The sequence below is a fragment of the Bariatricus sp. HCP28S3_A4 genome (assembly GCF_052066395.1).
Classification (GTDB): Bacteria; Bacillota; Clostridia; order Lachnospirales; family Lachnospiraceae; genus Allocoprococcus.
The window spans coordinates 35,837-50,183 of record NZ_JBQHSE010000014.1; the positions used below are offsets into that span (position 1 = coordinate 35,837).

Below are 14,347 nucleotides of genomic sequence, written 5' to 3' on the forward strand. Positions count from 1 at the left end.
AAAAAGTGTCTTGTTGGAAGTCTAACATATCCTGTAACGGATTTCAACACCCGTATTATTGTCCTGCCCTAATCCTTCTTATAATTAGCAGGCATTCTATATATTCATCCTCAAGCACCGTATCGTCGTCCTGCTCTGCCCACTTAATGTACAGGTAAAGAGTGTCAGATCCCAGTCTCCACTCCTCATCTCTTCCACAGCCGCAGCCTGAAGTACTTCCAGCTCTGCCACTTCATATACAAATTCATTTCCATCTACATCTTTGAAAATAACAGGATCTCCAACCTGCAATTTACTCAGATTTCCAAAGAAAGAAACGTAATTGTGTGCGGCAATAATCAGATCATCCTTATACGCAGAGCCTTCATAACGGCAAGGTGCAATCTTCAGATTCAGGGGGCTTAGGCTGCTGACGACCGGAAGTTCCAGATTCAAAGACGGAATCTGAAGAACCCCGATATACTCCACGCCATCAATCCGCTGCATCGGCATCTCCATATCCGGATTCAAAATATAATCCGGTATTTCCGGTTCGTCTTCCTGTTCCTCCTCATCCTGCTCCTCTATCCGGATTTCATCCAATGCCTGACGGGCAGAACACTTTGCCCGATATTCATCATAAATATTATAGCCTGTAAGGAAAAAGGCTGCCGCAATCAGCAACAGCCCTGACAGGATCCAAATTCTCCCTTTATTTTTCATGTGTATTTCCTCTCCGACGCAGCACTCCGATTACTATAAGGAGCAAGCCTCCGGCCACAAGTATCGGAACCGGCCACCAGAGCTGTCCTGTCTGCGGGAGCGCAGGATTTCCCGGTTTACCTGGATTTTCTGGTTGTGCCGGATTTTCAGGGGTACCTTCATCATACGTATTCGTCACCACAAATGTGGTGCCTTCCCGGGTCACCAAAACCGTATAATCCTCCAGTTCCTTTTCCGCTACAGTCCACTTAAAGCTCTCATCCAGCTCATCCCATGTATACCGCCAGTCATTTGCAGCACTCAGCGTTACGGTATCAAATACTTCTCCATCCTTCAGAAGCTGCACTTCAATCTCCTTCGGACGCTCCTTCTCATGCCCTTCATCCTTCCATACCTTCAATACTTTACGGGTTATCGTCTTCGGCTCTTCCGGAACCGGCTCCGAATCATGTTTGGCGTTGGCCGTTACATCATAGATCCAGGTGTTATTTTCCTTATCCAGACTCGGCAGCATCACCATAAACGGGGACGCGTCATAATAGTATCCGTCCTGTGTATGGCGCCGGCTGATCACCAGATATAAGCCCGGTGTCAGTTTTTCCTGTGTGTTCGGAAATGTAACCAGTCCATTTTCATCCGTCTCCCCACTGTCAGTCGGCGGAATCTGATCCCGGAGAACATATCCTTCCAGCGTCGCTGCCAGTTCCCTCCAGGCCTCATCGTTCTTTCCGCGGATATCTACATTGAACTGTTGAAATGTCTCTGTAGTTGTCAGTTCTCCGTACTCATCTACCGTGGCCACCAGATAAATGTCAAACTCCGCACCGGCCAACGGCGTATCGCCATCCCGATAGGAAATGGTCAGGCTCACATCCTTATTCAGTTCAATACTTCCCGCCGCCAGTACGCTCATCGGCAGGATCATACACGCCGCCAGCAAACTAAGCAGAACGGCCGTCAGACGTTTAGAAATCTTCATCATCGTCACCTCCATGATTTTTCTTGCGCTGCCTCGGGAGCAGCAGGATCACTAAAAGCAAAAGCAACATCGGGGTTGCTATAGCAGGTGCCACGATCAGCGGCTCAATCTGTATTGCATCCGCCGCCACACGGGCTTTATTTGCTTCTTTTACATTTTCAATTCGATGCCCCCGCACCAACAGACGGTGGGTATTGATTCCATACGGAGTGCAGGTAACAAGTGTGCAGTAGTCCTGTCCTTCCACAATGCGGAGCGCTTCGACCTGCTGTGGTTCCACGATCAGGATCTGATCCACTTCATATGTCAGGACCTCATCCATCACCCGGAGCATGAAAATGTCTCCTTCATTCAGCTTATCCAGGTTGGTAAACAGCTTCGCGCTCGGCAGTCCTCTGTGTCCGGACAGCACGCAATGGGTACTTTCCCCTCCCACCGGAAGACTCGTCCATTCCAGATGGCCGATTGCGGTCTGTAGAACGGATGCAGTCGTGCCATGATAAATCGGAAGGGAGCAATTTATCTTCGGAATCTCTACGTAACCCATAATTCCATTCGAATCTACATTCAGCATACTCTCGTATTCTGCCTTTTCTTCCTCAGATAGCGTGTAGTCTTTGTTCTGCCCCTTCATACGCTGATTATAACTCTGGGCATCTTCCCACATCTTTTTACGCATTTCCTTGTCCAGATTCTTCACCTTCTCAGAATACTGTGAAATCGCCTGACTTTGGTGAAAGGAATTCCAGTAATCGCTTACCGAAGGATACAGCAGTAAGGACAAACCTGCAAGAAGCGTCAGAATCAGGATAACGGTTATAAAATAATTGCTTTTTTTCTTCTTCATGCAGGATTCTCCTTACCACTGTGAGCCGGGGAAATCACCCCCGGCCTTCACAATGTTATGTTTTTTTATTTTCCAGTACACCTCGGCGTACTTGCTGCGAGGTGAGAGTCTTGTCTTCTTTCTAGATAATTTCTGAATTTCTTTCTTAGGTCTTCTTCCCTATCTGTCACTCATGCGTTTTCTCACGATCAGGAGCACAACAGCTGCAAGAACAAGAACGGAACCGATAATGTAGAAAATTGTGGTACCCATTCCACCGGTGGACGGGAGTTCGGCTCCGGTTTTGTTGATGATATGTACACCGCCGTCGTTCTCTTGCCAGGTATCTTCATTCTCATCCATAGTTGTGATCAGATTGTCGTTCTTAATTTCAACTTTTACACGCCCTGAAAGCTTGTTGTATCCGGCCGGAGCTTCGATTTCTTCAAGCCAGTATGTCGTGTTGGCATCCAGACCCTTGACTGTTGCTCTGCCTGCTTCAATGACAGCAGATTTGAAATCTTTGTCGTTCTTCTCATCAGCAGTAGCAACGCGGTAAACACCATCAGATACTTTGACCAGATCAATCTTGTGGCCTCCGGTCTGAGCGTCATACAACTCGAACTTGGCACCGTCCAGAACCTTCTTGTTGCTGTCGGTTTTGATGATGTCAAACTTGAACGTCTTCGTAGTAGTTGTATCCCACTCAGAATAGCTGTCGTCGCCGTAGTCCAGTTTGGTATCGTTGTCATTGGTATCACCAGCGATCTCGGCATTCTCATTCAGAACCGCAGAGTAAGTAACAACGATGTCAGTGTCGGCAGTAATGGTAGACAGATAAGCATCGGTGAAGGTGATCTCGAAGTCACAAATTGCATCGTCACCGTTTTTATCCTTGCAACGAACATCGAACGCTACGGTGTAGTCTTTATCTTTTATCAGTTCAATATCGTTAGCATTGACAACAATGCTATTCTGGTCCAGTGTCAGACCTTCTTCCATCTGGTCGTGCAGTACATAGTTCTGTGCACCCTTCTTGGCGTGAATGACAATCTCGAACTCCACAGTGTCACCGATCTGGGCGGTATTGCTGTCACCATAGTTGCCAGTGGAATCTTCATTAACGGTCTTCTCAGGTACGGGGACTTCATTCTTCTCATGCATCTCAACAGAGGGATTAGTAGTGTCCAGAGAGCACAGAGTACCCAGGGTGGTGTCCACCAGGTAGTAACCCAGATCCAGGTTGGTGAAGGATACAGTGGTAGTAGTGGCTGTCACACTGCCCTGATTGGTAATGCTGTTGTCCTTGGCATACTTCTGGGCAGCCTTGGCAAAGGCGGCTGCGTCCGCATTTTCTTTCCAAGTCACATAGCCCTGGGCGTCAACCTCCACATAGGTGTTCTTGATGGCATCACTGTTGATAAAGGTGTTCCATGCGGTCGTTGCCTTATAGGCATAGGCATTTGCGGAAGCATTGTAGCTTTCCAGATCAAGAATCTGATAAATGGTATAGGTCTGATCCTTAACAGCATCTTTGATGGTAATGCTACCGGTTTCACCTTCGGCAAACGCCGTAGTGCCCATGGCGAAGAGCATGACCAGTGTTAGCAGGAGGCTGACAAGTTTTTTCGCATGTTTCATTGTTTTCATTCCTTTCATTAATAAATTTTATTTTGATAAATCAACATGTTACTACGCATTAGAAAAATTCAGAATCATCCTTTCTGCGCGAAATATGTATATACAACAAGAGGAATGCTGCGCCTATAAGCAGCAGGAAGCCTCCCGTGGTATACGGTACAGTACCTGCCCCACCGGTTTGAGGTAACTCATAGCCCATGGTGTTGGTACAAGTTACAGTGGCTATACTATCATTGCCACTTGTGATGGAACAGGTTACACTCTTATCATAGGAGTTTTGACCATTTACTACCCACCCTACGGAATAACCGTCGGCATTGGTTTCTTTGATCGACACTTGCGCGCCAACCGGAAGTCCTGTGATAGTAACCGTCTCATCGTGATAAAGCTTTACAGTAGCAACCGCATAATTATCTTGTTTTGCAAATGACAGCGTATTGCCCGTGTGGGTCTGGCCGGAATTTGTGGTTGTATAGGCTGCCGTGTAGTCCGTAGCTTTCCAGTTTTCTCCCACTTGGAACTTAAGCTCAAACGCAAACTCACCATCTGTACTTCCACCTGCGGTGTTGTTGACGATCTTGGTCAGTGCGAGACCTCCGGTGGAAAATGTGTTGGTGACGCTAATATTGACCGTGGTGCCAACATCCGTAACAGTTCCGCTGGCATTGGAGTAAACGGGGGTGTACCCTTCATTGCCGGTCAGCGGGGTTCCGTTCCCGTCGGCTACTTCTTCTACATTATAGTAGGTACCGGCCAGCAGCTTTACCTGGGCTGTCTCTCCGGCGGCAATCTTTATGATGCCCGCCTGTTCCACAGACCGGGTTTCCTCCCCAACAAAGTAGGTGGTTCCAACTGAGATCGGTACCAGGCTATCCGCGTCCGGCCCAAGCAGTACCTTCATATAATAGTATTCCGGTTCGCCGTTGAGAGAGCTACCCACCTGGGTTTTGGTGATTGCCAGAGTGCTGAGCTTTTCTGTGTCCACCTTGTTGGTATAGTTGACCAGATTGCCAGCATCCGCATCCAGTTGTGGACTATTGTAGCCGATGAAGTCTGTCTCCACTGTAGTGGTATCATTTGTGCAGGTGCCTGTATCGCTGCCGACGCTGTAGACCACCTCTTGATACTGGCCGGTCAGGCCGGTAGGCAGAACCTCCTGAACCACATACTTTTTGACGCTTTCGTTTTGGCCAAACCGGGCAAGCATATTGGTGAACTCTGCCATCTGTCCGGCTTTCAGGGTGAAATAGCCGTCTTCGCCCACCATTCGCGTCTCATTCGCCGTCAGGCCCGCACCGGAGAGGGTGTAGGAATCACCAGCTTTGATCAACAGCTGATCGGTGGGTTTTCCTTGTGCATCTGCCTTGACTACCCGGAACTTGTACTCCATAGTGTTTTCCAGATGCTTGACCACATCGGTGTCTGCATCCGCATTCGCTGTCAGCGTCTTGGCCACCTGCAGTGACTTTTCCGGCAGGATTGGAAGGTTGAAATCAATGGAACAGTTGGCAACCGCGCAGCCGCGCTCCATATAGAAGAAGCTCAGCTTGTGCTTGGTGTAGTCAGCGAAGATATTGCCGTTCCAACCGCCAGTTGGATTTTTCCCTGCTTCTTCATAGCAGTTTTTGATTGTTGTCGAGAAAGAGGTTACACCCTCCGTTCCAACAACACCGTTCCAATCCAGGTACTGCTTAATCTCTCCCGTAGCAAAGTTGATAGAGCCAGTAACCGTACCGTGGGTACCACCCAAATCGAGAACAAGAACATCGTCGACAAACACCCAGACATCATCATCACCGGAGAAGTGGAATACCATTTCTTCGCCATTCAGTTTTCCGTCTCTGCTCTGATAGAAATCCACGTCCATCCGCATACCGAACCAGTAGTTCACATCGGCGGATTCCAGATTGTAAGCGCGCGCATCGTCGAGGTATGTCCCAACCACCTGACCATCGGTGTAGTTGAATGGCAGGAAATCATAGTATTTCTGTGCACTTCCATAAGTGGATGTGGAGCCGTTGCGCTCCACATAATTACGGACACGGAACATACTGCTATGAATGTCATAGTCCACAGCATTGTAAGCGCTGTTGTAATAGTAATGGGTTCCGCTTTTTTGCAAGATGGTATTGGTAGGATTGTAAGCCGTGACCGCACCGTCGCCACTGCTGAACAGATATTTTAGGCTACGATCCGACCGACGGAGATTATCATTCGTAACTTCTGGTGATTTTGCTCTACCCAGCGCATTCCGATTCGGATCGAGGACAGGATAGTTGTCTGTCAACGTCCGCTCCACTGTCGCGTGATTTACAGTGAACCCATCCTCATCATAACGGTTGTCTCTGTCTCCGTTTTGAAGATTGCCGTTGCTTTCCTGTTGGCCGCGGAACTGAAAATATGGCGTGATCGACCGCCAACTATCACCATCGCCGCTACCATTGGGTCGGTTGATCTTTGTGCTGTAGTCAAAGAGCTGGAATTTGATCGCAGAATCTTCTACAGCAGCTACATCGTCCGCTCTTGCCGCCGCAGTGGCGGTGTTATTCTTGGGAGAGAAGGTAAAATAGGCCAATGGTTTTTCGGTACTAATTTGTTCTTGGTTGACGTCAGCCCCAGACACCCAATTTATTTGTACCGTATCGCCACCCCCATCTAATTGCGTATCAGTATGTGGCAACGGCCAATCTGCATTCGGATCATACAAACCAACCTGTTCAGCATAGGTTTTCTTGACCAGCAGGAGATAAGCTTCTTGATTTTGCACGCCCGTATTGGGAGAAGCCGCTCCCGCTTGGATTACCTGATACCTGCCATTCCGACGTTCGATTCGGTATGCGTTCCAATCATCATAATTGAACTTATCAGTTCCAAAGAATTTCCCGATGTTGACGATATTGGTAACCGTAATCTCCTGAGCAGGCGATTTCAGTCTCGGATTGAGCAGGATAACATTGGTGTTGCCATTATACGTGTTAAAGGCGTCTATCGGATAAATATTGTTTTCCGGCGGGACAATCGTGTTTCCATTCACGGCTGTATAGGAAAGATAAACCTCCGCTGTATGGTTTGCTCCGTCCATCCATATTGTCCAATAATCCTCATTCTCAGCGTATTCCCAATTATTTGTTGTCTTGTTATATCTGACCTTGGCAATTGTTGTCTTACTGCCATTGAGATGCACATAAGCAGATTCATAAGCATAGCCGGAATGATTGATGCGATTGGCATATTGGCTCAGAGTGACACTTTCCAACTCAGAATATGTAGCAAGCGCGGTTTCGCTATTCCCTTCCAATATGCTATTCTCGTTAGTGTCCACGTAGTGAAGGATTAGTTTATAGCTATCCTGCCATGTCACCGTAAAGGTTGAGAAGCTTTTCACTTCAAAGGCAGCGGCAACATCTGCTGTAGTCTCCGTACCGTTGTCCAATGCTTCCACCTGCCCGATCTCCTGGGCGGCGTCCGCTACCGTCTCTACCGTCACCGCACCGGCTACCGGGGCGGGCGACGCTTCCTCATCCGGCATCCGATGTGCTGTGTCTGTCTGCTCATGGTGCTGTACAGCCAGAGTATCCGCATTCGCATCTTCCGGCAGCAGCCCCATCGCGTTGATGCATACATAGACGCTGCTCTCAGGTTCGATTTCTGCACCATCCACTGTAAAATGGATATCCAGTGCTGCAAATCCATCATATACGGTATCGGTCAGAGCCTGCTGTGCTGCTTCATAAGCTTCACTTCCCTGTTCCAGCAGTTCTGCCGTAAGCACCGCATTGTCCGGCAGTGCACCTTCAGAAGCATATACCATAACTCCAAACCGGTTGTCAGGGTCGATATAACTATAATTTGCATCATATCCATCAGGGATCTGAGCGCCTTCAGGCAGAACCATATTCAGATTTCCCTGCTCCGGAGCTTTCTCCGTACTCTGACATTCTTCACTGTGAATGTGCTCCTCCATCCCACAGGTCAGTTCCTCCGTCTGAAAGCAGGCATCGGTGTGAGTATGTTCTGGAATGTCGCACTGCTTCTCCATCGTGACAGCGGGCAAAATCAGCGCATATGTAGTACAGAACACCACGATTGCCGCCAGACTTATTACAACCTTATGCCACCACTTCTTACGTCGTCTCTCCTTCATATACTGATCCGCATTTTGAAGGACATCTTGTTTCATTCGTCACCACCATCCTCTCTATTTCAACATTCGTACCTTATCACTTTCCAAACCTAAACTCTTTTTTTCCAACCAATTCATCCAGACTGACCTGATACAAATTGGACAGCGTAATTAAGATTTTCAATGATGGTTCTCTCACCCCTCTTTCATAATTTGACAACGCCTGACGGCTGATACCTACGGTCTTCGCAGTCTCTTCCATTGTCATACCTTTTTGCTTTCTCAACAATCTAAGCAAATCACCATTCATACTTTTTTCTCCTCTCTTGGCATTAATCATAATGATCTTTGTTTCAGAACTCTTAACTAATTAAGTACTCCGAATTCCGTTAACGGCCAGATGCGAAATACGATTCTTCCGACAATCTGTTCGTTTGCCACACAGCCCACACTAGTACTTCGTGAATCTACAGATGTAGATCTGTGATCCCCGATACAAAACCATCGGTTATCCGGTACCTGATACGGCAGATCAATATCGCAGTCTCCATAAGCTTTTTCTTTCAAATACGGTTCATCCAGAAGTTCGCCGTCTACATAAACGTTTCCTTCTTCATCAATATCCGCCCACTGACCGGGGCCTGCAATACAGCGTTTTACCAGAATCTTATTTCCCAGATAAAAGGCGATCAGATCCCCCGCTTCAAAATCTGAGCCTTTTACGGAAACAACGATATTTCCTTCTGTCAATGTCGGCGTCATGGATGACCCGTAAATCTGGAGGACCGGCATCCAGATCGTCGCAACCAGAACGGCCACTGCAGCCACAACAATCAGTGAATAAATGGTACTTCTAAGTACCTGTTTCAATCTCTTCTTATACCTTTCTCTTCCGAGTTCCGCTTTTAACTGTTCCACCGAAGGGAGTCCGGAAAATGAATCTATTCGTTCTTTCATTCTTTACGGCTTCCTTTCTCCGCCATACGCTGAACATTTCGCAAATACTGCTTCGCAGCTCTGTCAGCCGCTTCAAAAACTCCATTGATCTGTAATGCTGCCTCCGCGAGAGAACCGGCATTCTCTATCGTAATCGCCCGGTTTCTAAGCTCTGTTTTTACCTTTTTCAGTTCGGCTTCCAGCTCCTCATTTCGTTCAATCTGCTGAATCAGCATTTCCAGAAGCTCTGCACGACTCAGCTTTCGCAATTCTTTATCTGTCATCTGACTCCTCCAACCCTCACCCTAACGACATTCAGTCAATAAATATGGGAAGCAGTAATTACTATACAGCTCCCCAAAATACTCGTTATACAGCACAAAACAAATTACTGCTCTCTTTTCATGCTGAGTTTCAAATGCATCCATGCTGTATCCAACTACTACATAATTTCCATTATGTAGTAGAGTAAATTCTTGATGATTGATACATATTAACTTTGTAAACATTTTGTTTCTTAAAAGTATATCATAAGGATATAAAAAATCAAGTCAAATAGGAATAAAATTTTAAATTATTTTCAAATGGGCACAAAATATACATTTTATACGCAAATGTATAAAAATATCAAATAAAAATACGTGAATTTATAGAAGATAAATTCATTTCAAAATAATTGGCGACTTTTCAATAACCTGATTCAAGTTTTTTATCCAATAATTTATATCATATAATTTACTCTACTACATAATGGAAATTATGTAGTATTTTTTATCTCTACACTACAAGCCCAAGCCGTTCAATCTTCTTCCGATGCTCTCCACTGGTAGTCATAATATAAATCCGGGTAGTATCAATGCTGCTATGCCCCAAAATATCCGCCAATTTTGCAATATCTTTCTCAATATTATAAAAAGTCCGTGCAAACAGCTTCCGCAGATTATGTGGAAATACTTTGCTTGCCACTACACCAGCCGCTTCACAGAGCGATTTCATCTGTGCCCAGATATTACTTCGATTCAGCGGATTCCCATTTCGCGTGATAAAGATTGCCCCCGAGAAGATTCTCTTCTTCTTTGCGTAATCCATTAGCTTCCTGCGAAGTTTTCCGGGAAGCAAAATGGTTCTGTTCTTATTTTTACAGCTCACATTCACAACTCCATCGCGTGCCGCTTCTACAGTAAAAAACCGCAGTTCTGATATTCGTATTCCTGTACTGCATATGGTTTCCAATATAAGATGAAGCTGTGGGCGATTATTAGCCGCTTGCAAAAGACGCAGATACTCCCCCTTGGTCAACTCTTTTTCTTCCGTACAATACGTGACTCGCTGCTGTTTGATATGTTTCACCTTACATTCTGACCATCCATTTTTCTCTTCCTCCCAAAATCCATTTCAAATATCATACCTCTATTTTATCCATTTTCTCCGCCACGATGTATGATCTGAAATGGAATGCTGTCCTAAAACTATCTATTAACAAAGTAAATATAGACTTATATAGAAAAACAGAGCGTCCTGCTGCTGCAAAACCCTCTGTTCCTTCTTCAACAATATTCTAATCAATCACTTTTACGCTTTCAATCACCGGCTGATCCTCCGCCGCAACGGTACCGTTCGCATCCTGCACTGGTGTATCCTTGCAAATCTGATCCACGATCTCCATACCTTCTGTCACCGTTCCGAATCCAGCATACTCGCCATCCAGATACAGGCTGTCTGACTGCACAATAAAAAACTGGGAACTGGCGCTGTCATTCGCACTGGATCGCGCCATGGAAATGGTTCCCCTCACATGGGAAATATCGTTCTTCACTCCATTACCTTCGAATTCTCCTTTGATTTTCGTATCGGATCCTCCGGTCCCGTTTCCGTTTGGATCGCCACCCTGAATCATGAATCCATCAATAATCCTGTGGAATGTCAGTCCATCGTAAAATCCGTCTTCGGCGAGTGTCATGAAATTCTCCACTGTAATCGGAGCCGTATCTGCATCCAGTTCCACCTTGATTGTTCCATAATCTTTTACATTAATCTCTACATGATGTTTTCCGGAAATCGCAGTTTTGTCTTCCGTTTTTGAAGTTTCAGCTTCTTCAGTTCCTGTTTTTTCTTTGCTCGCGGCATCTTCTTTGGCACCGCATCCTACTGTCAGGATCCCCGCCACGAGAACCACACTCAATAAACCAATCCATTTTCTTGTCTTCATCAATTTCATTCTGACTTTTGCTCCTTTTTTGTTTCTTCTATCTCCACCGGTTCCTTATCTTCTTCGCTTTCTTCCACTATTTTGAGGAAATCGCGCTCTTGATTTTTCAAGGTCGGTATAAAACGTGCCGCCACTTTTCCCTTTCCTTTCTTCTTCATATAGAAATATCCGATTACAGCAAAAATGACTGCACCAATGAAATTTACGAACAGATCTTCCATTGTATCATGAAGTCCGATATCCAGATAACCGCCAAGCCCCAGACTCTGGCCATTCACTGCAACATCTGTGATTCCCTTTATGGTTGTCGGCACATTCCCGCCCTTTGGATCAAGCATCACAGAACTGATCGTATAAATGATTGTATCTTTCTGCATATCAAATCCGAAAAAAGAATCCATTGCATATTCAAAGAATTCCCACAAGACTCCGACCGTCATCGAAAAACTAAAAGCCACAACTGACATAAAGGCCGGAGAAAGCTCAAACTTTAATTTTTCTTCCCGGTTCAGGATATCCACCAGAGAGAATCCGATCGCTGCCATCAAAAAACCATTCAGCGTATGTAAGATCATATCCCAATTTGCAATTTTGATGTAATATTCCTGAATTTCTCCCAAAATCTCCGCCGCAAAGATAAACAGCAGGATGATGATCTCCAGCGTTGTGGGCAACTCGATCTTAAGCTGAAGCTGGATCAGGCTCGGCACCACCAGCAAAAAAAGTGTCAGTACACACAGAAACACATTTTCATAATTCCGATTCAAGAGCTGAAGAACCATACAGATGATTACCAGTGCACGTAATACCATATAAACAATAAAAGAACTTCTGTGTTCCCGAAGTTCCATTTGCAATGCCTTTTTAATCCGTTCTGATTTTTTCATTCGCATTTCCCTTCCGGCGATTCCCCGATTTTCTCCATCGACAAAGAAATTATCCCTGTTGTTTCCCAAAAAAGGGTAACAAAAAAGCGGGTGATGGGAATCGAACCCACGTATCCAGCTTGGAAGGCTGGTGTTCTACCATTGAACTACACCCGCATGACTTTTATTATTATAACGAATAGCTTTTATTTTGTCAAGTATTTTTTTACATTTTTTATTTTCTAACCAGTTGCTGTTCTTGATTGCTTATATATAGTACCAGACAGCAACTGGTTTTGTCAAGCTTTTATTTTATTAATTCATCAATTTCGGTAACAGTTCAGCCATATACAGATATTTAAAAGCAGACTGCGCAAGTTTACTTGCAGCAAACTGCTTTTAAATATCTGTATATGGCGCTCTGCCATGAGCAAGAGCCTTAGCTGCATATGCAGCGGAAAAGACTGCGAAGCAGTCGGCTCGAGCTTTATGGCTGAACTGTTACTCAATTTCTTCAGGTATCCATTTCGCCTTCCAGGCATAAAGAGCCATCAGCGAAGCCCCGATGATCCACGAAATCGGATATGCCATAAAGATCCATTTCATCTCACCAAATCTGGGTACTGTAACGTTCAGCCAGATGATCCGGTAAATGCAAAGCGAAAAAATGATAATAAACATCGGTGGCAGTGTTTTTCCTGTTCCGCGGATGGATCCTGCCAGAATCTGCATAATCGCAAGTATAAAATAGAATGGGCAGAAAAACCGCAGAATATATACACCCAGTTCCACCACATGCGGATCGTCCACAAAAATATGCAGGATGTTCCCTCCGAAGAGAAACAACAGAGTTCCCGAACACAGCGAGTAAATGACTCCCATGCTTACGGATACCAGAACGCCTTTCTTCACCCGGTCATACTGTTTCGCCCCTACATTCTGTCCGGCAAATGTTGTTGCCGCCATTCCGAAGCTCAGCACCGGAAGGATGTTGAATCCGTCAATCTTAATGTACGCCGCAAATGCCGCCATCAGATCCGCCCCAAAGCGGTTCACATTTGCCTGAATCACAACATTTGAAAAAGAAATTACCATATTCTGAATTCCAGCCGGGATGCCGATCCGAATGATTCTGGCGGCCATAATCTTATCCAACCGGATGCTCCTCAGTTTTAAACGATACAGATCCTTACTTTTCATCAAGTACTGCAGAATACATACACAGGAAATAAACTGCGCAATATCTGTAGCAAGTGCTACCCCTTCTACACCCATATGAAATACAACTACAAAAATCCAGTCCAGAACAATGTTGGATCCGGCAGCAATCATCAGATACTGCAATGCTTTTGCCGAATTTCCCACCGCATTCAGAATTCCTGCGGCATAATTATAAACGACGGAAAACAGCATTCCACCAAAAAAAATCCGCATATAAAGCACCGCCTGCGGCAGCACTTCCTTTGGTGTTCCCATCCAGTTCAGAAATATCGGAGCTGCCGATATGCCAATCGCCATCATGATAAGTCCGAAAATAATTGCGATTGCAACAGTTGTGTGAACAGCTTTCTCTACTCCTCTCTCATCTTTGGCACCATATTGCTGCGCGATCACAACTCCCGCACCCACAGATGCCCCAATACAAAATGCCAACAACAGATCGATCAATGCACCACAGGCCCCGACTGCCGCGAGTGCATGCTTTCCTATATAATTTCCTACGATAATAGAATCGACCGTGTTATAAAGCTGCTGAAATAGATTTCCCAGAATCAACGGTACTGCAAATCGGATCAATTGGCGCCAGATACTTCCTTCTGTCATTGATGTCGACTTTTCCACCTTTCTTCCCCCTCTCCATACAATTCTCCTCTAAGACTTCCTCTCCCAGTATAACGAATCCTTCCGCATCACGCAACCTTCTTCTCTCTTCTTCTGTCTTTCCCTGTAGCCATCTTCTGTATTCTTTTTGATTCATTCATTGTATTGCATTTTTCCAAATGCTATAATAACAATGCCGGAGCAAATTTGCTCCAAATGTCTGAAAAGAATGAAAATGAAAAAC

Annotated in this window: 13 protein-coding genes and 1 tRNA gene; all 14 read right to left on the reverse strand. The window is 45.5% G+C overall.

Annotation, left to right across the window (positions count from 1 at the left end; all coding sequences use genetic code 11):
- Positions 1 to 96: 96 nt before the first annotated feature.
- Complete coding sequence (locus ACTNBF_RS08780) at positions 97 to 702, reverse strand: sortase (RefSeq protein ID WP_441049709.1); 606 nt, start codon at positions 700 to 702, stop codon at positions 97 to 99.
- A complete protein-coding gene (locus tag ACTNBF_RS08785) occupies positions 692 to 1,684 on the reverse strand; it encodes a Cna B-type domain-containing protein (RefSeq protein WP_441089074.1) in 993 nt (330 codons plus the stop codon). The genes ACTNBF_RS08780 and ACTNBF_RS08785 overlap by 11 nt, the downstream gene beginning before the upstream one ends.
- Positions 1,668 to 2,528: a class C sortase gene (locus ACTNBF_RS08790; protein ID WP_441089075.1), complete on the reverse strand. Its 861-nt coding sequence runs from the start codon at positions 2,526 to 2,528 to the stop codon at positions 1,668 to 1,670. The genes ACTNBF_RS08785 and ACTNBF_RS08790 overlap by 17 nt, the downstream gene beginning before the upstream one ends.
- A 159-nt stretch (positions 2,529 to 2,687) precedes the next feature.
- On the reverse strand, positions 2,688 to 4,091 hold the full coding sequence (locus ACTNBF_RS08795; protein ID WP_441089076.1) for a SpaH/EbpB family LPXTG-anchored major pilin: 1,404 nt from the start codon (positions 4,089 to 4,091) through the stop codon (positions 2,688 to 2,690).
- 115 nt (positions 4,092 to 4,206) lie between these two features.
- On the reverse strand, positions 4,207 to 8,328 hold the full coding sequence (locus ACTNBF_RS08800; RefSeq protein ID WP_441089077.1) for a DUF7601 domain-containing protein: 4,122 nt from the start codon (positions 8,326 to 8,328) through the stop codon (positions 4,207 to 4,209).
- Between the two features lie 40 nt (positions 8,329 to 8,368).
- Positions 8,369 to 8,581, reverse strand: a complete 213-nt coding sequence (locus ACTNBF_RS08805) for a helix-turn-helix domain-containing protein (RefSeq protein WP_427819524.1) — start codon at positions 8,579 to 8,581, stop codon at positions 8,369 to 8,371.
- 56 nt (positions 8,582 to 8,637) lie between these two features.
- Positions 8,638 to 9,228 carry a signal peptidase I gene (gene lepB, locus ACTNBF_RS08810; protein ID WP_441089078.1) on the reverse strand — a complete coding sequence of 197 codons (591 nt, stop codon included), beginning with the start codon at positions 9,226 to 9,228 and terminating at the stop codon, positions 8,638 to 8,640.
- Complete coding sequence (locus tag ACTNBF_RS08815) at positions 9,225 to 9,491, reverse strand: DNA repair protein (RefSeq protein WP_427819520.1); 267 nt, start codon at positions 9,489 to 9,491, stop codon at positions 9,225 to 9,227. Before ACTNBF_RS08815 ends, lepB begins: the two co-directional genes overlap by 4 nt.
- A gap of 493 nt (positions 9,492 to 9,984) precedes the next feature.
- Entirely contained in the window at positions 9,985 to 10,557 is a 573-nt protein-coding gene (locus tag ACTNBF_RS08820) for a tyrosine-type recombinase/integrase (protein WP_441049714.1), read from the reverse strand.
- Positions 10,558 to 10,765: 208 nt separating this feature from the next.
- On the reverse strand, positions 10,766 to 11,416 hold the full coding sequence (locus tag ACTNBF_RS08825; protein ID WP_427819605.1) for a peptidylprolyl isomerase: 651 nt from the start codon (positions 11,414 to 11,416) through the stop codon (positions 10,766 to 10,768).
- A 5-nt stretch (positions 11,417 to 11,421) separates the two neighbouring features.
- Positions 11,422 to 12,309 (reverse strand): hypothetical protein, encoded by an 888-nt coding sequence (locus ACTNBF_RS08830; RefSeq protein WP_427819517.1) that lies wholly within the window; start codon positions 12,307 to 12,309, stop codon positions 11,422 to 11,424.
- Positions 12,310 to 12,388: 79 nt separating this feature from the next.
- Positions 12,389 to 12,459 (reverse strand) — tRNA-Gly (locus ACTNBF_RS08835).
- Positions 12,460 to 12,783: 324 nt separating this feature from the next.
- Positions 12,784 to 14,079, reverse strand: a complete 1,296-nt coding sequence (locus ACTNBF_RS08840; RefSeq protein WP_441089079.1) for an MATE family efflux transporter — start codon at positions 14,077 to 14,079, stop codon at positions 12,784 to 12,786.
- A complete protein-coding gene (locus ACTNBF_RS08845; protein ID WP_427807546.1) occupies positions 14,024 to 14,260 on the reverse strand; it encodes a hypothetical protein in 237 nt (78 codons plus the stop codon). Before ACTNBF_RS08845 ends, ACTNBF_RS08840 begins: the two co-directional genes overlap by 56 nt.
- Positions 14,261 to 14,347 lie beyond the last annotated feature (87 nt).